General features: G+C 36.2%; 21 protein-coding genes and 1 other annotated feature. All 21 genes read right to left on the bottom strand.

Annotated elements, in window-relative coordinates:
- Positions 1 to 585: 585 nt before the first annotated feature.
- The 21 genes from tuf to cysE all read right to left on the bottom strand — a co-directional run bounded on the left by tuf (position 586) and on the right by cysE (position 22345).
- On the bottom strand, positions 586 to 1770 hold the full coding sequence (gene tuf / locus KA909_RS10410; protein WP_193839730.1) for an elongation factor Tu: 1185 nt from the start codon (positions 1768 to 1770) through the stop codon (positions 586 to 588).
- A gap of 204 nt (positions 1771 to 1974) precedes the next feature.
- Positions 1975 to 4056, bottom strand: coding sequence for an elongation factor G (gene fusA, locus KA909_RS10405; protein ID WP_070854628.1), 2082 nt, complete (start codon positions 4054 to 4056; stop codon positions 1975 to 1977).
- 121 nt (positions 4057 to 4177) lie between these two features.
- Positions 4178 to 4648: a 30S ribosomal protein S7 gene (gene rpsG, locus KA909_RS10400; protein WP_001137495.1), complete on the bottom strand. Its 471-nt coding sequence runs from the start codon at positions 4646 to 4648 to the stop codon at positions 4178 to 4180.
- A gap of 70 nt (positions 4649 to 4718) precedes the next feature.
- Complete coding sequence (rpsL, locus tag KA909_RS10395) at positions 4719 to 5132, bottom strand: 30S ribosomal protein S12 (protein ID WP_053031033.1); 414 nt, start codon at positions 5130 to 5132, stop codon at positions 4719 to 4721.
- Positions 5133 to 5221: 89 nt separating this feature from the next.
- Entirely contained in the window at positions 5222 to 5482 is a 261-nt protein-coding gene (locus KA909_RS10390) for a ribosomal L7Ae/L30e/S12e/Gadd45 family protein (protein ID WP_053031031.1), read from the bottom strand.
- Positions 5483 to 5679: 197 nt separating this feature from the next.
- Positions 5680 to 9273, bottom strand: a complete 3594-nt coding sequence (gene rpoC, locus KA909_RS10385) for a DNA-directed RNA polymerase subunit beta' (protein WP_210130183.1) — start codon at positions 9271 to 9273, stop codon at positions 5680 to 5682.
- Between the two features lie 200 nt (positions 9274 to 9473).
- A complete protein-coding gene (gene rpoB / locus KA909_RS10380) occupies positions 9474 to 13025 on the bottom strand; it encodes a DNA-directed RNA polymerase subunit beta (RefSeq protein ID WP_053031027.1) in 3552 nt (1183 codons plus the stop codon).
- A gap of 208 nt (positions 13026 to 13233) precedes the next feature.
- Entirely contained in the window at positions 13234 to 13842 is a 609-nt protein-coding gene (locus KA909_RS10375) for a class I SAM-dependent methyltransferase (protein WP_193839921.1), read from the bottom strand.
- Positions 13843 to 14015: 173 nt separating this feature from the next.
- Positions 14016 to 14384 carry a 50S ribosomal protein L7/L12 gene (gene rplL / locus KA909_RS10370; protein ID WP_011276720.1) on the bottom strand — a complete coding sequence of 123 codons (369 nt, stop codon included), beginning with the start codon at positions 14382 to 14384 and terminating at the stop codon, positions 14016 to 14018.
- A gap of 39 nt (positions 14385 to 14423) precedes the next feature.
- Positions 14424 to 14924, bottom strand: coding sequence for a 50S ribosomal protein L10 (rplJ, locus tag KA909_RS10365; RefSeq protein ID WP_053031024.1), 501 nt, complete (start codon positions 14922 to 14924; stop codon positions 14424 to 14426).
- A 38-nt stretch (positions 14925 to 14962) separates the two neighbouring features.
- Positions 14963 to 15115 (bottom strand) — a sequence feature (ribosomal protein L10 leader region).
- 276 nt (positions 15116 to 15391) lie between these two features.
- A complete protein-coding gene (rplA, locus tag KA909_RS10360) occupies positions 15392 to 16087 on the bottom strand; it encodes a 50S ribosomal protein L1 (protein ID WP_053031022.1) in 696 nt (231 codons plus the stop codon).
- Positions 16088 to 16311: 224 nt separating this feature from the next.
- Positions 16312 to 16734, bottom strand: a complete 423-nt coding sequence (gene rplK / locus KA909_RS10355) for a 50S ribosomal protein L11 (RefSeq protein WP_001832298.1) — start codon at positions 16732 to 16734, stop codon at positions 16312 to 16314.
- Positions 16735 to 16921: 187 nt separating this feature from the next.
- Positions 16922 to 17470: a transcription termination/antitermination protein NusG gene (gene nusG, locus KA909_RS10350; protein WP_053031020.1), complete on the bottom strand. Its 549-nt coding sequence runs from the start codon at positions 17468 to 17470 to the stop codon at positions 16922 to 16924.
- Between the two features lie 17 nt (positions 17471 to 17487).
- On the bottom strand, positions 17488 to 17688 hold the full coding sequence (secE, locus tag KA909_RS10345) for a preprotein translocase subunit SecE (protein ID WP_011276726.1): 201 nt from the start codon (positions 17686 to 17688) through the stop codon (positions 17488 to 17490).
- A gap of 61 nt (positions 17689 to 17749) precedes the next feature.
- On the bottom strand, positions 17750 to 17893 hold the full coding sequence (gene rpmG / locus KA909_RS10340) for a 50S ribosomal protein L33 (protein ID WP_080365550.1): 144 nt from the start codon (positions 17891 to 17893) through the stop codon (positions 17750 to 17752).
- Positions 17894 to 17988: 95 nt separating this feature from the next.
- Entirely contained in the window at positions 17989 to 18579 is a 591-nt protein-coding gene (locus tag KA909_RS10335) for a sigma-70 family RNA polymerase sigma factor (protein WP_193839731.1), read from the bottom strand.
- Between the two features lie 70 nt (positions 18580 to 18649).
- Complete coding sequence (locus tag KA909_RS10330; protein WP_210130182.1) at positions 18650 to 19177, bottom strand: NYN domain-containing protein; 528 nt, start codon at positions 19175 to 19177, stop codon at positions 18650 to 18652.
- Positions 19174 to 19923, bottom strand: a complete 750-nt coding sequence (gene rlmB, locus KA909_RS10325) for a 23S rRNA (guanosine(2251)-2'-O)-methyltransferase RlmB (protein WP_070854632.1) — start codon at positions 19921 to 19923, stop codon at positions 19174 to 19176. Before rlmB ends, KA909_RS10330 begins: the two co-directional genes overlap by 4 nt.
- Positions 19924 to 19931: 8 nt before the next feature.
- Entirely contained in the window at positions 19932 to 20318 is a 387-nt protein-coding gene (locus tag KA909_RS10320) for a Mini-ribonuclease 3 (protein WP_107630137.1), read from the bottom strand.
- A 1-nt stretch (position 20319) separates the two neighbouring features.
- Positions 20320 to 21720 carry a cysteine--tRNA ligase gene (gene cysS / locus KA909_RS10315; protein WP_053031010.1) on the bottom strand — a complete coding sequence of 467 codons (1401 nt, stop codon included), beginning with the start codon at positions 21718 to 21720 and terminating at the stop codon, positions 20320 to 20322.
- A complete protein-coding gene (gene cysE, locus KA909_RS10310; RefSeq protein ID WP_070854635.1) occupies positions 21704 to 22345 on the bottom strand; it encodes a serine O-acetyltransferase in 642 nt (213 codons plus the stop codon). The genes cysS and cysE overlap by 17 nt, the downstream gene beginning before the upstream one ends.
- Between the last annotated feature and the right edge of the window lie 277 nt (positions 22346 to 22622).

Here is a 22622-nt window from a genome sequence, read left to right as displayed (position 1 = left end):
GTGAGTTCTTGAAAATATTAGAAATTGAAAATGTGTTTTAAAATTGAATCGTTTAGCTTAATGGAACAATGAGGCTGGGACAAAAATAATATAATGAAGCTATTTTGCAAATTCGCAGTAGCTGACTGAACTGAGAAGGCGCTTAATTCAAGCTTTTCTCAGTTCTAGTCACCCTTGCGGGGGTGGGACAACGAATTTAAAAAGAATTCTGTCCCACCCCCATTTTTATATAAAAGGAAGTAATATTTATATATAACAAACTGTGATAGCTATAGTTATTAATCATATAGAAACACAATAGTGCCAATTATCGAGCATATAAAAAGAGACTAAAACAAAATGAATTGTCTTAGCCTCTTTAAACATTTAGGCAGTAGCTGGCTGTTTTAAATTTAAAATGCGCTTGAATCAAGAGTTTTTTAAATCTAGTCATACTTGACGGTAGATCCCTAGCAAAGGGAATCTCATCAAGAAATTCTATAAACTAAGCAAGCTGGGAGAGGACAACCAATTATTTTAATTTCTGTTCTTCTCCAAAAAAAAGACTCCCTTAAAGGGAGTCTTTGAAATAAAGAATAATTAAAATTATTCGATGATTTCAGTTACAACGCCTGATCCTACAGTACGTCCACCTTCACGGATTGAGAAACGAGTACCGTCTTCAATCGCGATAGGAGCGATTAATTCTACTGTCATTTCAACGTTGTCGCCAGGCATAACCATTTCAGTACCTTCTGGTAAGTTAACAACACCAGTTACGTCAGTAGTACGGAAATAGAATTGTGGACGATAGTTTGTGAAGAATGGAGTGTGACGTCCACCTTCGTCTTTAGATAAAACGTATACGTCTGCTTTGAATTTTGTGTGAGGTGTGATTGAACCTGGAGCAGCTAATACTTGACCACGTTGTACGTCTTCACGAGCAACACCACGTAATAATGCACCGATGTTGTCACCAGCTTCAGCGTAGTCTAATAATTTACGGAACATTTCTACACCAGTAACAGTTGTTTTAGAAGTGTCATGGATACCAATGATTTCAACTTCTTCACCAACTTTGATTTGACCACGTTCAACACGGCCTGTAGCAACAGTACCACGACCAGTGATTGAGAATACGTCCTCAACTGGCATCATGAATGGTTTGTCAGAATCACGTTCTGGAGTTGGAATGTAATCATCAACTGCTTGCATTAATTCTAAGATTTTTTCTTCGTATTTTTCGTCGCCTTCTAAAGCTTTTAAAGCTGAACCAGCGATTACAGGTACGTCGTCACCTGGGAAGTCGTATTCAGATAATAAGTCACGTACTTCCATTTCAACTAATTCTAATAATTCTTCATCGTCAACCATGTCAACTTTGTTTAAGAATACTACTAATGCTGGTACACCAACGTTACGTGATAAAAGAATGTGTTCACGAGTTTGTGGCATTGGACCGTCAGCAGCAGATACTACTAAGATACCGCCGTCCATTTGAGCAGCACCAGTGATCATGTTTTTAACATAGTCAGCGTGTCCTGGGCAGTCAACGTGAGCATAGTGACGTTTGTCAGTTTGGTATTCGATGTGTGCAGTATTGATTGTGATACCACGTTCTTTTTCTTCTGGAGCGTTGTCAATCATGTCATATGATTGTGCTACAGTGTCACCATTTTTAGCTAATACAGTTGCGATAGCAGCTGTTAAAGTAGTTTTACCATGGTCAACGTGACCGATAGTACCAATATTGGCATGTTCTTTTGAGCGATCAAATTTTTCTTTTGCCATTATTAAATCTCTCCTATTCTAGTAAAAGTTATTTCAATATTATCTCTCATGATAGTTTCTCACCATCATGAGACATAATGATTGTTAGAATTCATAATTCATTTATAATGCATTTTCAGTAAAAAATCAATTCATAAAGGTGTTTGCTTAAAGAATAAGCATACGCTGTATTTTACCTAGAAAATCTAGTTAAAACAAGTTTAATTATTCACCTTTATTTTTTTTGATGATATCATCAGCGATTGATTTTGGAACTTCTGCATAGTGATCGAAGTACATTGTGTAAGTACCGCGACCTTGAGTGTTAGAACGTAATGAAGTTGCATAACCGAACATTTCTGAAAGTGGTACATAAGCGTTAACAACTTGTGCATTACCACGAGGTTCCATACCATCAACACGTCCACGACGAGCTGTTACGTCACCCATGATATCGCCCATGTATTCTTCAGGCATTTCGATTGTTACTTTCATCATTGGTTCTAAGATAACTGGATCACATTTTTTAGCAGCTTCTTTAAGCGCTAATGATGCAGCAATTTTGAAGGCCATTTCTGATGAATCGACATCATGGTATGAACCATCAAATAATTTAGCTTTAACATCGATTAATGGATATCCAGCTAAGACACCGTTTTCCATAGCATCTTTAAGACCAGCTTCAACTGATGGAATGTATTCACGAGGAACTACACCACCAACGATAGCGTTTTCGAATTCGAAACCTGCGCCAGTTTCGTTTGGTGTGAATTCAATGTGAACATCACCGTATTGACCACGACCACCAGATTGACGAGAGAATTTACCTTGAACTTGTGCAGATTGCTTGAATGTTTCACGGTATGAAACCATTGGCGCACCTACATTACATTCAACGTTGAATTCTTTCTTCATACGGTCAACTAAGATGTCTAAGTGTAACTCACCCATACCACCGATGATAACTTGTCCAGTTTCTTCATCTGTGTGTGCATGGAAAGTAGGGTCTTCTTCTTGTAATTTAACTAAAGCTTGAGTCATTTTATCTTGGTCAGCTTTAGATTTAGGTTCTACTGATAAGTGGATAACTGGTTCAGGGAATTCCATTGATTCTAAAATAATGTCATTCTTTTCACCACATAATGTGTCACCAGTACCTGTATCTTTAAGACCAACTGCAGCAGCGATATCGCCTGAGTAAACAGTATCGATTTCTTGACGTGAGTTAGCGTGCATTTGTAATAAACGACCTACACGTTCACGTTTGTCTTTAGTTGAGTTCTTAATGTAAGAACCTGATGTTAAAGTACCTGAATATACACGGAAGAAAGTTAATTTACCAACATAAGGGTCAGTCATAACTTTAAATGCTAATGCAGCGAATTCAGCTGAATCGTCTGGTTTAGCAATGACTTCTTCTTCAGGATTGTCAGCACGGTGACCAACAATTGGTTTAACATCTAAAGGTGATGGTAAGTAGTCAATTACTGCGTTAAGCATTAATTGAACACCTTTGTTTTTGAATGCTGTACCACAAAGTACTGGGTAGAATTCTACGTCAGTAGTTGCTTGGCGGATAGCATCTTTTAATTCTTCAACTGAAATTTCTTCGTCACCAAGATATTTTTCCATTAAATCGTCGTTAGTTTCAGCAACTGCTTCGATTAAATTAGAACGAGCTTCTTCTGCTCTTTCTTTGTGATCTTCAGGAATTTCAATTTCGTCAATTTCAGTACCTAAGTCGTTTGTATATTTGAAACATTTCATTTCAACTAAGTCAATGATAGCTTCAAATTCATCTTCGGCACCAATTGGTAATTGGATAGGTGCAGCGTTAGCATCTAAACGATCATGTAATGTGCTTACAGAGTAATCGAAGTTAGCGCCTAATTTATCCATTTTGTTTACGAATACGATACGAGGTACACCGTATGTTGTAGCTTGACGCCAAACAGTTTCAGTTTGAGGTTCTACACCTGATTGCGCATCAAGTACAGTAACCGCACCATCAAGTACACGTAATGAACGTTCAACCTCTACAGTGAAGTCTACGTGTCCTGGAGTATCGATAATGTTTACACGGTGGCCATCCCATTGAGCTGTTGTAGCAGCTGATGTGATTGTAATACCACGGTCTTGTTCTTGTTCCATCCAGTCCATTTGTGAAGCACCTTCGTGTGTTTCACCAATTTTGTGGATACGACCTGTATAGTAAAGAATACGTTCAGTCGTAGTTGTTTTACCAGCATCGATGTGAGCCATGATACCGATATTACGAGTGTTTTTCAAAGAAAAGTCTCTAGCCATTGTTTTTCTCCTTCCAGTAATTACTGAATAAGTACTATTGAATATGGCGATGCCCTAAGCATGAGCCATCTTATTTGGTAAACCAATGTGACGGAACACACTCAGGGTTAAAGCTTTAATCTTACCAGCGGTAGTGAGCGAATGCTTTGTTCGCTTCAGCCATTTTGTGAGTGTCCTCACGTTTCTTAACGGCACCACCTGTATTATTAGCAGCATCTAAGATTTCGTTAGCTAAACGATCTTCCATAGTTTTTTCACCACGAAGACGCGCGTAGTTTACTAACCAACGTAATCCTAGAGTTGTACGACGTTCAGGGCGAACCTCAACTGGTACTTGGTAGTTTGAACCACCCACACGACGAGCTTTTACTTCTAATACTGGCATAATGTTGTTGATTGCTTCTTCAAATACTTCTAAAGCATCACGACCACTGCGTTGTTCTACAAGGTCAAATGCTGAATAAAGAATTCTTTGTGCTGTTCCGCGTTTACCATCTAACATGATTTTGTTGATCAATTTTGTAACTAATTTAGAGTTATGAATTGGATCTGGTAATACGTCTCTTTTAGGTACTGATCCTTTACGAGGCATAATTAAAATCCTCCCTTCCTATTATAGTATATTATTAAAAATTGAAATTAAAATTTACACAATCTTAAACTTAATTTTTAGGTTTTTTAGTTCCGTATAATGAACGGCCTTGTCTACGTCCGTCAACACCTGAAGTATCAAGTGCACCACGTACGATGTGGTAACGCACACCAGGTAAGTCTTTTACACGTCCACCACGTACAAGTACTACACTGTGTTCTTGTAAGTTATGGCCGATACCAGGGATGTATGCGTTGATTTCAATATTGTTTGATAAACGCACACGTGCATATTTACGTAACGCTGAGTTAGGTTTTTTAGGTGTCATAGTACCTACACGAGTACAAACACCACGTTTTTGAGGTGAGTTTAAGTTAGTAAATTGTTTCTTTTTACTATTAAAACCTTTGTTTAAAGCTGGTGAATCTGATTTTTTAGATTTGCTTTGTCTAGGTTTACGTACTAATTGGTTAATAGTTGGCATTGAAATGTCCTCCTCTCTTCACTTTTTAATTCCACACATCCAGGTGGTTCATTTTTAGGTTAAATAAAATTTAGTAAGCAAAATACTTACTAATTCTCATTCAATAACGCAACAATGGTTGCATTAACATTAATACCTACATAGTTACCTAAAGCATGTTTGCTTTGATAATAAGTGATAGGTATATTTTTATGATTGATTAAACTAAATACGTGAGCTAACAAATGTACCTCAACGTCTTGAGCAATAATCAAAGATGCAACTTGATCTCTATTTAACGCTTTAAGCGTTTCTTTAAGACCAACTACATAGTGTTGTTTGTTAAAGCGTGCAACTTTTTCATTAGACATTAAAATATCCTCCAAAGTTCTGCTTGCATCAACCTTTACAATAATAACACTTATTGAAGTATCAAGTCAACATTTTTTGTAGACTTTTTACTCATTTTAAAAAATAAAGAACGAGAGCGAGACTACCTCTTTAAAAGTTAGATATGTCCCGTCTCGTCAATTATGAAAATAATTCCTAATAGGCTTTATTTCATAGTTTATTCAATAACTTCGGCTTCTTCAGTTTCAGTAACTGGTGTTTCCGCTTTATCGTATTTAACGTCGCTATAACGTCTCATACCAGTACCAGCTGGAATTAACTTACCGATGATAACGTTCTCTTTAAGTCCAAGTAAGTCATCACGTTTACCTTTGATAGCTGCATCTGTAAGCACACGTGTCGTTTCTTGGAATGACGCTGCTGATAAGAAGCTTTCTGTTTCAAGAGAAGCTTTAGTAATACCAAGCAATACTGGTTTAGCTGTTGCTGGACGTTTACGTTCTTTAAATGCTTCTCTGTTTGCATCTGTAAAGTTATGAATATCAACCAATGAACCAGGTAATAACTTAGTATCGCCAGCTTCAATGATTCTAACTTTACGTAGCATTTGTCTTACCATTACTTCAACGTGTTTATCGTCGATTTCTACACCTTGCATACGATAAACTTTTTGAACTTCTTTAAGTAAGTAGCTTTCAGTTGCATTTAAACCAGCAACGGCTAAGAAGTTCTTAGGCTCGATTGAACCTTCTGTTAACACTTCACCACGTTCAACTGATTGACCGATTTCTACTTTCAATCTAGAAGTACCTGAAGCTAAGTAAGATCTTGTTTCATTAGCACCTTTAACAACAATTTCTTGTTGACGGTCTTTAGCTAATTTAATATCTTCAACGACACCTTCGATTTCAGTAATCACGGCTTGACCTTTAGGATTACGTGCTTCGAAAATCTCTTGGATACGAGGAAGACCTTGAGTGATATCGCTTCCTGCTACACCACCTGTATGGAATGTACGCATTGTAAGTTGGGTACCAGGTTCACCGATTGATTGCGCAGCGATTGTACCAACTGCTTCACCCACTTCAACTTTTTCACCTGTTGCAAGGTTTTTACCGTAACATTTTTCACAAACACCGTGACGTGTGTTACAAGTAAATGCTGAGCGGATGTACATTTGTTCAATGCCTGCATCAGTGATTTTCTTAGCAATTTCAGCTGTAATTAATTCATCAGGACGAATGATAATTTCATCCGTTTCAGGATGACGAATTGTTTCTTTTGAGTAACGTCCTTCAATACGTTCGATGAATGGTTCGATCATTTCTGTACCTTCTTTGATATCAGAAACGAGTAAACCACGGTCTGTACCACAGTCTTCTTCACGAACGATAACATCTTGTGCAACGTCAACAAGACGACGAGTAAGGTAACCAGAGTCAGCTGTTTTAAGGGCTGTATCGGCAAGACCTTTACGCGCACCGTGAGTAGAGATGAAGTATTCTAATACCGTTAAACCTTCACGGAATGAAGATGTGATAGGTAACTCGATAATTTTACCTGATGGAGCGGCCATTAAACCACGCATACCAGCTAACTGAGTAAAGTTAGATGCGTTACCACGGGCACCAGAGTCACTCATCATGAAGATTGGGTTTGTTTTCTCAAGTGATTGCATTAATTCGCCTTGAATTTGATCTTTGGCATCTGTCCAAATTTCAACAACCGCATTATAACGTTCATCTTCAGTAATTAAACCACGGTTAAATTGTTTAGATACGCGTTCAACTAATTTTTCATGTTCATCTAAGATATCTTGTTTATCTGGAAGTACAACAATATCTGCTACACCAACAGTAATACCAGCTTTAGATGAGAATTTGAAACCTAAATCTTTCATACGGTCAAGCATCATAGATGTGTCAGTGATGCTAAATCTATTGAAGACTTCGGCAATAATATTACCTAAGAATTTTTTATTGAATGGTTCAATAAGTTCTTGTTCTTCAAAGTAAGCTTTAAGTCCACCTTCACCTAATTGAGTTGGATCAATAAAGTATTTATCTGGTGTTTTACCTTCAAGATTAGTTTGGCTAGGTTCATTAATAAATGCGAATGAATCAGGAATGATTTCATTGAAGATCACTTTACCTACTGAAGTAGCTAAAATTTTGTTGTTTTGAGCTTCTGTGAATGTAGGGTTATTAAATGATTTCGCATGCACACCAATACGAGTGTGTAAATGTACATAACCATTTGCATATGCTTTAAGCACTTCATTAGTATCATTAAAGATTACGCCAGTGTTTACTGCATCTTTACGTTCTAAAGTAAGGTAATAGTTACCTAGTACCATATCTTGTGATGGTGTTACAACAGGTTTACCATCTTTAGGGTTCAAGATGTTTTGCGCAGCTAGCATTAACATACGTGCTTCAGCTTGTGCTTCTTTAGATAAAGGAACGTGAACAGCCATTTGGTCACCGTCAAAGTCCGCGTTGTAAGCTGTTGTTACAAGTGGGTGAAGACGGATAGCACGACCTTCAACTAATGTAGGTTCAAATGCTTGGATACCTAATCTGTGAAGTGTAGGTGCACGGTTAAGTAATACAGGATGTTCTCTGATTACATCTTCCAATACGTCCCAAACTTCATCGTCCATACGTTCAATTTTACTTTTAGCGTTTTTGATGTTCGTAGCAATTTCACGTTGAACTAATTCTTTCATTACGAATGGTTTGAACAATTCAAGTGCCATTTCTTTAGGTAATCCACATTGATACATTTTCAAGCTTGGTCCAACTGCAATAACTGAACGACCTGAATAGTCAACACGTTTACCAAGTAAGTTTTGACGGAAACGACCTTGTTTACCTTTCAGCATATGTGAAAGAGATTTCAATGGTCTGTTACCTGGACCAGTAACTGGACGACCACGACGACCGTTGTCAATTAAAGCATCTACAGCTTCTTGTAACATACGTTTTTCGTTTTGAACGATGATGCCAGGAGCACCTAAGTCTAATAAACGTTTCAAACGGTTGTTACGGTTAATTACACGACGGTATAAGTCATTTAAATCACTTGTTGCGAAACGTCCACCATCTAACTGAACCATTGGACGGATTTCTGGTGGAATAATTGGAAGTACATCTAAAATCATCCATGCTGGGTTATTACCAGAGTTTCTGAATGATTCAACAACTTCTAAACGTTTAATCGCACGTGTCAATCTTTGACCTGTTGCAGATTCTAATTCGTCACGTAATGATTTTAATTCTTCGTCTAAGTTGATTTCTTCTAATAAATCTTTAATACCTTCAGCACCCATTTTAGCGACAAATTGGCCTGGATATTTATCATAATAATCTCTGAATTCAGCTTCAGATAGTAAAGATTTTTTCTCTAAGCCAGTTGGGCCTGGATCTACAACAACATATGAAGCGAAGTAAATCACTTCTTCTAATGCTCTAGGAGACATGTCTAATAAAAGACCCATACGACTTGGAATACCTTTGAAATACCAAATATGTGAAACTGGAGCAGCTAATTCAATGTGTCCCATTCTTTCACGACGTACTTTAGATTTAGTTACTTCTACACCACATCTGTCACAGACCATGCCTTTGTAGCGTACACGTTTGTACTTACCACAACTACATTCCCAGTCTTTTGTAGGTCCAAAAATTCTTTCACAGAAAAGACCATCTTTTTCTGGTTTCAATGTACGATAGTTGATTGTTTCTGGTTTTTTTACTTCACCGTATGACCATGAACGGATTTTTTCAGGTGAGGCTAAACCGATTTTCATATAATGGAAATTATTTACATCAATCAAGGAGCCTACCTCCTTCAATTTAGATTAGCTGTGCTATTTGATTGATTTACATCTATTGAAACTAAAACAAGTCATTATGAATATAGGGAGGAAATCAGTACGATTTATCCATGTTTCAGAATTAAATCGAACTGAGTTTCATATCCCTTATGTTAGATAACTTCTATTTCTAATTAGTCAGTAGTTTCTTTTTGTGTTTCAGGAACATCTTTTTGTTGTAAATCTACTTTGCGCTCAGTTGCATCTTCATCATCAACATCCGCCATTTCGATTTCATTATCATGTTCATCCATAACTTTGACATCTAAACCTAAACTTTGTAATTCTTTCATCAATACACGGAATGATTCTGGAACACTTGGTCTAGAGATGTTTTCACCTTTAACGATAGCTTCGTAAGTTTTAACACGTCCTACAGTATCGTCAGATTTGTAAGTTAAGATTTCTTGTAATGTGTATGCAGCACCATAAGCTTCTAGTGCCCATACCTCCATCTCACCAAAACGTTGTCCACCGAATTGTGCTTTACCACCAAGTGGTTGTTGCGTTACAAGTGAGTATGGACCAGTTGAACGCGCATGAAGTTTGTCGTCAACCATGTGTGCAAGTTTAAGCATGTACATAACACCAACAGAAATACGATTATCGAATGGTTCACCTGTTCTACCATCGTATAAGACTGTTTTACCGTCACGTGCCATACCTGCCTCTTCGATTGTTGACCATACATCATCATCGTTCGCACCATCGAATACTGGAGATGCAACATGGATGCCTAAGTTTTTAGCAGCCATACCTAAGTGTAGTTCTAATACTTGTCCGATGTTCATACGAGATGGTACACCAAGTGGGTTTAACATGATATCGATAGGACGTCCATCTGGTAAGTAAGGCATATCTTCTTCAGGAACAATCTTAGAGATAACCCCTTTGTTACCATGACGACCACACATTTTATCCCCAACATGGATTTTACGTTTTTGTACGATGTATACACGTACTAATTGGTTAACGCCTGGTGATAAAGTATCATCGCCTTCTTCACGATTAAACACTTTAACATCAAGAACGATACCACCGGCACCGTGAGGCACACGTAATGATGTATCACGTACTTCACGTGCTTTCTCACCGAAGATAGCATGTAATAATCTTTCTTCAGCTGTTAACTCAGTCACACCTTTAGGCGTTACTTTACCTACTAAGATGTCACCGTCTTTAACTTCAGCACCAACGTAGACAATACCACGATCATCTAAGTTTTTAAGTGCATTTTCTGACACGTTTGGAATGTCACGAGTGATTTCTTCAGGTCCTAGTTTAGTATCACGCGCTTCTGATTCATATTCTTCAATATGAATTGAAGTATAAACGTCATCTTTTACTAGACGTTCACTCATAATAACAGCATCCTCATAGTTGTAACCGTCCCAAGTCATGAAACCAACTACAACGTTACGTCCTAACGCCATTTCACCTAATTCCATAGATGGTCCGTCAGCTAAAATTTCATTGTACTCAACAACGTCGCCAACTGTAACAATTGGACGTTGGTTATAACAAGTACCTGTATTTGAACGTTTGAATTTAGCTAATGGATAGCGATCTAATTCACCTTCATGTTCAATGCCGTTCTCTTCTACTAAACGACGAACTAAGATTTCTTTAGATTCAACATGTTCAACACGACCTCTATGTTTAGCAGTAATTGCAGCGCCTGAGTCACGTGCAGCAACATGTTCCATACCTGTACCAACAAATGGTGCTTCAGTGTTCATCAATGGTACTGCTTGACGTTGCATGTTCGCACCCATTAAGGCACGGTTAGAGTCATCGTTTTCAAGGAATGGGATACATGCTGTCGCAGCTGATACTACTTGTTTAGGAGATACGTCCATGTAGTCCATTTTCTCTTTGGCCATAACTGTGTTATTACCACGGAAACGACATACTACTTCATCATCTAAGAAACGGCCATTTTCATCTAAGCGAGAGTTCGCTTGGGCTACTACATAGCTATCTTCTTCATCAGCTGTTAAGTAGTCGATTTGATCTGTAATAGAGTTAGTGTCTAAGTCTACTTTACGATATGGTGTTTCAATGAAACCAAATTCATTCACACGTGCATAACTTGAAAGTGAGTTGATCAAACCAATGTTTGGTCCCTCTGGTGTCTCGATAGGACACATACGTCCATAGTGAGAGTAGTGAACGTCACGCACTTCCATTTGAGCACGTTCACGTGTTAAACCACCAGGTCCTAGGGCAGATAGACGACGTTTATGTGTTAACTCAGCTAACGGGTTAGCTTGGTCCATGAATTGTGATAATTGAGAGCTACCGAAGAACTCTTTAATAGAAGCAATTACAGGACGGATATTAATTAATTGTTGTGGTGTGATTGAATCTGTATCTTGAATTGACATTCTTTCACGCACAACACGTTCCATTCTTGATAAACCGATACGGAATTGGTTTTGTAATAATTCACCAACTGAACGTAAACGACGGTTACCTAAATGGTCAATGTCGTCTGTATAACCAATACCATTTAACAAGTTAAAGAAATAACTCATTGACGCAATGATATCTGCTGGTGTAATACATTTAACTTCTGAATCAGGTAAAGCATTACCAATTACAGTAGTTGTACGACCTTCTTCATCATTTGGAACGTAAACTTTAATTGATTGAATTTCAACAGGTTCATCAATAACTGTACCTTCTAATTCAAACACTTCACTATTAGCATTTGTTTCTAAAACTTCCATAATTTCGTCTAATTTACGACGATCTAATACTGTACCTTCTTCAGCAACAATTTCACCAGTTTCGCTATTGACGATTGGTTCTGCTAATTTTTGGTTAAATAAGCGGTGTTTTAAGTGTAACTTTTTATTTGCTTTGTAACGACCAACACTTGCTAAATCATAACGTTTAGGGTCGAAAAAGCGTGAATATAATAAACTTTTCGCATTTTCAACTGTTGGTGGCTCACCAGGACGTAAACGTTCGTATATTTCTAATAATGCTTGTTCAGTATTTTCAGTGCTGTCTTTTTCAAGTGTATTACGTAAGTATTCACTGTCTCCTAATAAATCAATAATTGATTGATCGTGAGAGAAACCTAAAGCACGTAATAATACTGTTAGCGGTAATTTACGTGTTCTATCAATACGTACATATACTACATCTTTCGCATCCGTTTCATATTCTAACCATGCACCACGGTTAGGAATAATTGTTGCATCGTAGTTTTCACGACCGTTTTTGTCAATTTTCTCATTGAAGTAAACGGATGGTGAACGTACTAATTGAGACACGATTACACGTTCTGCACCATTGATTACAAATGTACCTGTATCTGTCATTAATGGGAAGTCACCCATGAATACTTCTTGTTCTTTAACTTCGCCAGTTTCTTTAATTATTAGACGTACTTTAACACGAAGAGGTGCAGCATAAGTAGCGTCACGGTTTTTTGATTCTTCTAAATCATATTTTGGTTCACCTAATCGATAATCTACAAATTCTAATGAAAGGTTACCTGTGAAATCTTCAATTGGAGAGATATCACGGAACATTTCTAATAAACCTTCTTTTAGGAACCAGTCGTAAGATTTAGTTTGAATTTCTATTAAGTTTGGTAATTCTAATACTTCTGAAATTCTCGCATAATTTCTACGTTTACGATGTCTTCCATATTGGACAACTTGACCTGCCAAACAGATTCACCCCTCAAATATTGTGTGATGAACCAATACGCATGAAAATTTCGTATAACAAGACAAAAAGAAAACGGCAACACAGTTGATGACACCATTTTCGATTCTACGTTTATTCTTGTTTATCATACTCTTTTCGCGTAAAAGTACACACTTATTGAACATAAATTTTTACATTTTATAACTATATCAGAATACAACTTTGAAATCAACCTTTTCGGCTTTTCAAAATGTAGTATCCCTTGTTCTTATTAACAATTTCGACATTATTAAAAATCTCTTCCATTTTCTTCTTAGCAGAAGGCATACCCTGTTTCTTTTGAATCACAACGTACAACTCACCTTGAGCATTGAGCTGTTGATATGCTTCTTCGAAAATACGATGAACAACTTCTTTTCCAGCTCTAATAGGAGGATTTGTTAACACATAATCGAAAAGACAATCCTTCAATTGCGATAGACCATCGCTTTCCTTAATAATGACGTTATCAATTTGATTTGCTTTTTTATTCTTTTCAGCAAGACTTAACGCACGATGATTAACATCAACCATGGTAATTTGATGATGTGGTGAAACTTTAGCAATCATTAATCCAATCGGACCATAGCCACACCCGACATCAGCAATTGCTTTACTTGGACCAGGAGGATGTTCATTTAAAAAGGTTTGTACTAAAGTATCTGATCCAAAATCTACTTGCGCTTTTGAGAATACGCCTGCATCTGTAGTTAGATTTAATTGATGTTGATGGTAATGATAGTGAATGACTCTTTCATCACTTTGTACATCAGGATTTTCATCATAATAGTGTCCCATAACGCCACCTCTTTTTTCATTGTTCATCTTTATTTTACTAGAAAATGAAGTAAAACCCCGTTATCGTGATAACGGGGTTTTAATTTCTCAAAGAATTCAAGTTAATTATATCAATGTATTGTTATAAATACATCGAATACACTAACTTTCGATATTAAGTTAAGATACTAGAATTATTTTAATTCTACAGTAGCTCCAACTTCTTCTAATTGTTCTTTAAGTTTTTCAGCTTCTTCTTTAGCAACGCCTTCTTTGATTACTTTAGGAGCGTTATCTACTAATTCTTTAGCATCTTTTAAGCCTAAGCCAGTTGCTTCTTTAACTGCTTTAACAACTTTGATTTTTGAAGATCCAGCTGAAGTTAACTCAACGTCAAATTCAGTTTTTTCTGCTGCTGCGTCTCCGCCACCAGCTGCACCAGCTGCTGCTACAGGAGCTGCTGCTGTTACACCAAATTCTTCTTCAATTGCTTTTACTAAATCGTTTAATTCTAATACTGACATTTCTTTAATTGCTTCAATGATTTGTTCTTGATTAGCCATTTTATATTTCCTCCAATTATTTTAAAATTTTATGCGCAATTATTCAGCGCTTTCTTCTTTTTGTTCTCCAACAGCTTTAACCGCATAAGCAAAGTTGCGTACTGGAGCTTGTAATACTGATAAAAGCATAGAAACAAGACCATCGTGTGAAGGTAATGAACCAACAGTTTTAACTTCTTCTGCTGAAATAAGGTTACCTTCCATAACGCCTGTTTTGATTTCTAAAGCTTCATGTTCTTTAGCAAATCCTGCGATAACTTTCGCTGGTGCTACTACATCTTCAGTTGAAGTTGCAACAGCTGTAGGACCTGTTAAGAATTCATCTAAGCCTTCGATACCTGCTTGTTCAGCTGCACGACGAACCATAGTGTTTTTATAAACTTTATATTCAACACCAGCTTCACGTAATTGTGAACGTAATTCAGTTACTTCTGCAACAGTTAAGCCACGGTAGTCGACGATAACAGTTGAAACTGAATTTTTAAGTTGTTCAGCAATAACATCAACTTGTTGTTTTTTAGCTTCGATAATAGCAGACATTCAGACACCTCCATTTTTATTTTTGGTGCTTTTTAAATTTCTCAATAAAAAAAGCACTTTCTACCCACGGCAAAAAGCGCTTGAAAGATCATTTATATGATCACACGTTCAAGTCAATTTTAGCCTCGGCAGGATGATGTTTTAAGTTAATGGTTAACTCCTACTGTCTTAGGTAAAATAATCACAATAAATAATATAACCTCATTGTTGTAATATGTCAATAACTTTTTCAATTTTTTTGTAATCAACCGAGCAAAAGTTATAGGCATTGTAGAAATTAAGCGTTATGTTAAATCCACATACGACCACTAATGTATATAGATGGCTTTTAATAGCCTGTGCATACAGATGTTTTACGCATCATTTTCATGCGACACTTTTACAGAACTTAATTTATATCTATACATAAAAATAACCTGCGACTTTCAAAAAGTCACAGGTTCTATTTTCAATAAGTTTACACTTAATTATAATTTGAATGATGAAGTATCAACTTTAACTCCAGGACCCATTGTTGTAGTTACAGCAACAGATTTGAAGTAAGTACCTTTAGCTGATGATGGTTTAGCTTTAGCTAAAACATCTTGTAACGTTTTGAAGTTTTCTACTAATTTTTCATCGCTAAATGAAACTTTACCGATTGAAGCATGTACAATACCAGCTTTTTCAGCACGGTATTCAACTTTACCAGCTTTGATTTCTTCAACAGCTTTTTTAACGTCCATAGTTACTGTACCAGTTTTAGGGTTTGGCATTAAACCTTTAGGTCCTAATACACGACCTAATTTACCAACTTCGCCCATCATGTCTGGAGTAGCTACTACTACGTCAAAGTCGAACCAACCTTGTTGGATTTTTTGTACGTATTCAGATTCACCTACGTAATCTGCGCCTGCTTCTTCTGCTTCAGTGATTTTGTCACCTTTAGCAAATACTAATACACGTTGTGATTTACCAGTTCCGTTTGGTAACACTACTGCACCACGGATTTGTTGGTCATTTTTACGTGTATCAATTCCTAAACGGAAAGCAACTTCAACTGATGCGTCAAAGTTAGCAATGCTTGTTTCTTTAGCTAAGCTGATTGCTTCTTCAACACTATAGTGTTTAGTACGATCAACTTTATTAGCTGCTTCTTGATACTTTTTACCTTTTTTAGCCATTTATTGTTCCTCCTTTAGTGGTTTTAGCGGAATTTCCTCCCACGCTTACTTGTGTCTAACACAAGTTAAGAGCAGATAACAGATGAATGTCTAATGTTTGAGCAATCTCCTAAGAAATTACTAGTCACCCAGACCAATCATAGACAATATTGTCGTTGTCATTTCTGTTACCTGCTATCGTCTATCAGTTTATTTCAAAATTAAACTAACTTAATATTCTTTAATTATTGTACAGTGATACCCATACTACGTGCAGTACCTTCGATAATACGCATAGCTGCTTCTTCGTCTGCAGCGTTTAAGTCTTGCATTTTAGTTTGAGCAATTTCACGTACTTGATCTTTAGTTACTGTAGCAACTTTAGTTTTGTTAGGTTCACCAGAACCTTTTTCTACGCCAGCTGCTTTTTTAAGTAGTACTGGAGCCGGTGGAGTTTTAGTAATGAATGTAAATGAACGATCTTCATAAACACTGATTTCTACCGGAATGATTAAACCTGCTTGTTCTTGCGTACGTGCGTTGAATTCTTTACAGAATCCCATGATGTTCACACCTGCTTGACCTAATGCTGGACCAACTGGTGGTGCTGGGTTCGCTTTACCTGCAGGAATTTGTAATTTAACTACTTTTTCTACTTTTTTAGCCACGATGTGCACCTCCTTGATATCGTGATGTGGTCACAGGGCTCAGTTTTGCCCTCCCACTCATAAACATTTCGTGACGAAATGAGCGCTATAAAAACGCGACCACATTATTTTAACACTGAACCAACTTAAAAAGCAATAGTAAAATTTCATCTTTTTAGTTGTTCAATATTTTTCCATAATTACTTGATTATAATTTTTCGATTTGATCAAATTCAACTTCAACTGGTGTTTCTCTTCCGAACATATCAACCAATACTGTTAATTTGAACTTGTCAGGTTCAATCTCTTGAACTTCTCCTACTTGATTAGCAAATGGTCCAGATTTAATACGAACTTGTTCACCGACATCTAATTCAACATCAATTGTTTTTTCTTTCAATCCCATTTGTTTCAAGATGAATCTCATTTCTTCAGGAAGTAATGGATTTGGTTTAGAGCCTGCACCAGCTGAACCAACGAATCCTGTAACACCTGGTGTATTACGTACTACATACCAAGATTCATCAGTCATTACTAATTCTACAAGTACATAACCAGGGAATGTTTTTTTAAGTAGTTTTTTAGCTTTCCCATCTTTAACTTGTGTTTCTTCCTCTTCAGGTATGACAACTCTAAAAATCTGTTCTGTCATATTCATTGATTCTACTCTTTTTTCTAAATTCTTCTTAACCTTGTTTTCATATCCAGAATACGTATGCACAGCATACCAACGCTTTGCGCCAACCTCTTCAGACATGTTGTCACTCCTTATTCTTATCTAAATAATTCAATTAAATTACCAATACCTATATCTAACACCCAGAAAAAGACCATAAAGAAGATTACTGTAGAAACTACAATTACAGTATATTTAAAAAGTTCTTCTTTTGTTGGCCAACTTGTTTTTTCCATTTCACTTTTAACGCCTTGGAAGAAACTATCTTTTTCTTTGTTTGTGCCCTTATCTTTAGCCATCAAAATTACCTCCATACTCACAGTTAGTTAACCGCTACCTCTAATAGTAATCGTTTCACTATTATTTAGACTCTTTGTGAATCGTATGCGCATTACATCTCGAACAATATTTTTTTAATTCTAATCTCGTTGCAGAAGTTTCTTTTTTCGGTACATTATAGTTTCTTGTACCACAAACTTCACAAATTAAAGGTACTTTTTTCAATTCAGTTCACCTTTGCTCATTTTAATACCAGTATACTATACATAAATCAAACATTAAATGTCAAACTAGCACCGCTATATAAATGCTATTACAACTTACGAATGATGCTTCAATAAATAACACTTCATTTTTATTTTACAACGTTGAATACTATTGTAAACCACTTTATCTTTAATACCTAAATGTTTCGCAATTTCATTAGGCGTATAATCAGACATTAGTAATTGTGCTACACAACGTTCAAACTGACTTAGTGCTGTTAAACTACGCGTAAGCATTTTACGTTGCTCATGTAACATACATGCTTCTTCAATACGTTTGATAGATTGGTTCAATCTATATTCGATGACATAGTCATTAATCATACTATCTCGTTTATTCATTTCGGTATACTTTCTTCTCCAAAAATCATTTCGCATTGAACGTACAATACAGTTTAAATAGTGTTCGAAAGGAACATTCGTACTAAAATCAAATGTATGGAGTGCTAAGTAAATTCTGATTAGTGATTCTTGTACTAAATCTTCTATTTCTTCATTCTGCACTCTAGAACTTTTAAACTTTTGAATAAGCTTCGGTTGTATATGATTTACTATTTCTATAAATAATCTTTCTCGTTCGAGACTGCAATGACTATTTTGAAACGCTTTAAATGTCTCCTCTAGTTGTTTGAATTGATGCGCCATAAACCTTCCCTTTCAAATTAAGTTAGAGAAAGTTTATACGATGTTATTTTCAAAAGACAAGTGGGCAATTTCAATCTTTGTTATGATTCCCGCGTCTTATTTTTTCAAATTCTGCTAATACATCATTTGATAATGAAATTCGAGTTCTCGGTTTACTTTCTGTGAAATTATCCAAAGACTTACTGACCGTGATTTCATTCTCTTTTAAATCACGCCACATTTCTCTCGAAGATACTCGATATGCGCCAGCACCAAATATGGCATGTTGCTCACTCATATCACTCGTTACAACGGTAATATGTGTTGTGTGTTTGTTATATAGGTTATAAACATAACGTTCGATATAGCTATCTGCTGTTTCTTTTTCTTTAGTAAACACTGTTTTTACACCATGATAAATGTATTCTCTTTCTATACCTGATTGTTCATATGCATCAAACACACATACAACTTCATCAGCGACAACAGCATTATAGTTAGCAATGGCATCTAATAATTGTTCGCGTGCTTCTTGCAAATTATGCTTTGCAATCTTACCGAGTTCCGGTGACTGTCCAATCATATTGTAGCCATCAATAATTAAATATCTATCTTTCATGCGTTGTCCTCAATTTGGTGACGTTTACGATAGACCTCATACATCATTAGACTCGCAGCTACAGATGCATTAAGACTATTCACATGTCCAACCATTGGTATCTTGATGTAAAAATCACATTTATCTTTAACTAATCTACTCATACCTTGACCTTCACTACCTATAACGATAGCTAATGGCATATCCGCCGCCATATCTCTATAGTCTGTGGCATTATCCGCTTCAGCACCAGCCACCCAGTAGCCATGTTCCTTTAATTCATCAATGGTTTTAGCTAAATTTGTAACACGCATAACCGGAACGTGTTGGATCGCACCAGTGGATGCTTTAGCTACAGTTTGTGTCAGCGCAACTGAACGTCTTTTAGGGATAATAACACCATCAACACCACTAGCATCTGCCGTTCTTAATATTGAACCTAAGTTATGTGGGTCTTCCAATCCGTCTAAAATTACAACCGTTGATAAACCTTCTTTATCTTTTTGCGATTGTATAAATTGATCAAAATCCGCATATTCATATGGGGCAATCAGTGCAGCGACACCTTGATGAGGTGCATTTGCTAAATTATCTAATTTGGATTTTGGCACAGTTTGCACAATTAATTTTTGTGCTTTTGCATTTTGTAAAATATCATTAATTTGTTGCTTTCTAATACCTTCTTGAATCCAAATTTTATTAATTGTATGGCCAGAAACAATCGCTTCTTTAACAGCATGTCTACCGACAATTACGATATCTTCCACTGTCTTCACTACCTTTCATTGACTGTTTGTACAATCATATCAAGTAAATTTTTCAATCTTTCTTCTTGATGATCTAAATATAAAAATCCAATGACTGCTTCTAACCCAGAACTTTTACGGTAAGTTTGAATATCTGTATTTTTAGCCTTAGTGTGACTTTTGGCATTGCGACCTCTTTTAACAATGTCTTGTTCTTCATCAGTGAACCAATTCATTTCAAACAATGTTTCTAAAGTTTGTGCCTGACTTTTAGCAGACACATAACTTTTCGAAACTTGATGTAATCGATTGGGCTTACTTTGTAATTTAAGAACAATATATTCACGCACGTGCTGGTCCAATACTGCGTCACCCATGTAGGCTAATGTTAAAGGATTTAATAATTTAATATCCATACTATCCACGTTTAAAGCGTACACCTTGTGGCGTATCTTCTAGTATAATATTTTGTTCTTTAAGCATATCTCTAATTTCATCTGCACGTGCAAAGTCTTTATTTTTACGCGCTTCATTACGTTCTTCGATGAGTTTTTCAATATCTTCATCAAGTAACATATCTGATTCATTACCTTTAAGTGGCACACCGAGCACATCACTGAATATTTGATAAACTTCTTTAAATCTTGAAATGACTTGCGTAGATGTATTGTTTTCTAAAACGTATTTATTCGCAAGTTTAGACAAATCATACCAAGCAGTAACTGCGTTGGCAGTATTGAAATCATCATCCATAACAGTCTCAAATTGTTCTAAAATAGCATCGATTTGGTCAATATAATTAGATTGGTCAACAATATCTGTCGCAATCGTTTCACGTTCTTCTATCAATTGATAACTATTTCGGATACGCTCTAAACCACTCTTAGCTGCATTAACCAGTTCTAAGTTATAATTAATAGGACTTCTATAATGTACGCTAATCATAAAGAATCGCAATACATCAGGATCTACTTCTTTAATGATGTCATGAACTAAAATAAAGTTACCTAATGATTTACTCATTTTTTCGTTATCAATATTTATAAAGCCGTTATGCATCCAGTAATTTGCGAATGGCGCGTGATTATGTGCTTCTGATTGGGCAATCTCATTTTCATGATGTGGGAATTGTAAATCAGAACCACCGGCATGAATATCAATTGTTTTACCTAATTCGTGAAACGCCATTACAGAACATTCAATATGCCAACCTGGACGTCCTTCACCAAAAGGACTTTCCCAACTAATTTCACCAGGTTTTGCTTTTTTCCATAATGTGAAATCTAGCGCATCTTCTTTTTGTTCTCCAGCTTCAATTCTTGCGCCTACTTTTAAATCATCTAATGACTGATGACTTAATTTACCGTACCCCTCAAATTGACGCGTTCTAAAGTATACATCGCCATCACTCTCGTAGGCATAACCGTCGTCAACTAAATCTTTAATAAAATCAATAATTTCGTCCATATGATTCATTACACGAGGATTTGAAGTAGCTTTCTTAACATTTAATGCGCCAACATCTTCATAAAATGCTTTAATATATTTATCTGCAATATCTGGCACACTCTCATTCAATTCTTTCGAACGGTTAATTAATTTATCGTCTACATCAGTGAAATTTGAAACATAAATCACTTCATACCCTTTATATTCGAAATATCTACGCACCACATCATAATTAATAGCTGGACGCGCATTACCAATATGAATGTAATTGTATACCGTCGGACCGCAAACATACATTTTCACCTTACCTGGTTCGATCGGTTCAAATGTCTCTTTTTGACGTGTCAAAGTATTATATAATGTAATCATCTTTAATCTCTCCGTTCTTAGCTTTTTCTAGTTGCTTTTCTAGTTGCTTAATTTGTTCAAATAATGGGTCAGGTAAATTACGATGATCAAATGTTTTACCAATACGTTTACCTTCTTGTTTAACAATATGTCCCGGAATACCGACGACAGTCGTATAACTTGGAACAGATTGTAATACTACTGAATTCGCACCAATATTTACATTTGAATCAATTTGAATATTACCTAGCACTTTTGACCCAGCTGCGATTAATACGTTATCGCCTATATCAGGATGACGTTTCCCTTTTTCTTTACCTGTACCACCTAATGTGACACCTTGATAAATAGTTACATTATCACCAATTGTACAAGTTTCACCAATGACAACGCCCATACCATGGTCTATGAATAAGCGTTTGCCAATTTTAGCACCTGGATGTATTTCAATCCCTGTAAAGAAACGTGATACTTGAGATATGATTCTCGCAAGTACATAACGTTTTTTATTATAAAGTTTATGCGCAATTAGATGACTCCATACTGCATGTAATCCAGCATAAGTTGTAATCACCTCAAATGTTGTACGCGCTGCTGGGTCTTGTTCAAACACCATTTTCACATCGTCTCTAATTCTTTTTATCAAGACTGTCGCCCCCTCAGTTTTTTAAAAAGTTAAAAATTTATCAAAATCAATATACACACTACTGACATACATAATAGATAAACAAAATAGCGCCCCTAACACTAAGATGCTAGAGGCGCTACTGCACGGTTCCACTCTGTATTCTAGATAAAATTAAGCGAGTCCTTCACCCTACCGATAGGTGAGAAAGTTAACTTTATCATACTCATTTACTTTATTTAGTTAATCAAACAAAGGTGCATTCAATATCGTCTATGGTGTACTCGCAGCGACCGTA

This window comes from Staphylococcus sp. GDX8P54P, assembly GCF_017893165.1.
Classification (GTDB): domain Bacteria; phylum Bacillota; class Bacilli; order Staphylococcales; family Staphylococcaceae; genus Staphylococcus; species Staphylococcus borealis.
This window is presented reverse-complemented; position numbering and strand designations above follow the sequence as displayed.

Coding starts and splice junctions, on each gene's coding strand:
- KA909_RS10390 (WP_053031031.1), bottom strand. CDS start 5,482: ATGTCTAATGAAAAAGTTGCACGCTTTAACAAACAACACTATGTAGTT.
- fusA (WP_070854628.1), bottom strand. CDS start 4,056: ATGGCTAGAGACTTTTCTTTGAAAAACACTCGTAATATCGGTATCATG.
- rpoC (WP_210130183.1), bottom strand. CDS start 9,273: ATGAAAATCGGTTTAGCCTCACCTGAAAAAATCCGTTCATGGTCATAC.
- rplA (WP_053031022.1), bottom strand. CDS start 16,087: ATGGCTAAAAAAGGTAAAAAGTATCAAGAAGCAGCTAATAAAGTTGAT.
- rplL (WP_011276720.1), bottom strand. CDS start 14,384: ATGGCTAATCAAGAACAAATCATTGAAGCAATTAAAGAAATGTCAGTA.
- tuf (WP_193839730.1), bottom strand. CDS start 1,770: ATGGCAAAAGAAAAATTTGATCGCTCAAAAGAACATGCCAATATTGGT.
- secE (WP_011276726.1), bottom strand. CDS start 17,688: ATGGCTAAAGATAAGGGCACAAACAAAGAAAAAGATAGTTTCTTCCAA.
- KA909_RS10335 (WP_193839731.1), bottom strand. CDS start 18,579: ATGGCGCATCAATTCAAACAACTAGAGGAGACATTTAAAGCGTTTCAA.
- cysS (WP_053031010.1), bottom strand. CDS start 21,720: ATGATTACATTATATAATACTTTGACACGTCAAAAAGAGACATTTGAA.
- rplJ (WP_053031024.1), bottom strand. CDS start 14,924: ATGTCTGCTATTATCGAAGCTAAAAAACAACAAGTTGATGTTATTGCT.
- nusG (WP_053031020.1), bottom strand. CDS start 17,470: ATGTCTGAAGAGGTTGGCGCAAAGCGTTGGTATGCTGTGCATACGTAT.
- KA909_RS10320 (WP_107630137.1), bottom strand. CDS start 20,318: ATGGATATTAAATTATTAAATCCTTTAACATTAGCCTACATGGGTGAC.
- rpsG (WP_001137495.1), bottom strand. CDS start 4,648: ATGCCTCGTAAAGGATCAGTACCTAAAAGAGACGTATTACCAGATCCA.
- KA909_RS10330 (WP_210130182.1), bottom strand. CDS start 19,177: ATGAAAGATAGATATTTAATTATTGATGGCTACAATATGATTGGACAG.
- rpsL (WP_053031033.1), bottom strand. CDS start 5,132: ATGCCAACTATTAACCAATTAGTACGTAAACCTAGACAAAGCAAATCT.
- KA909_RS10375 (WP_193839921.1), bottom strand. CDS start 13,842: ATGGGACACTATTATGATGAAAATCCTGATGTACAAAGTGATGAAAGA.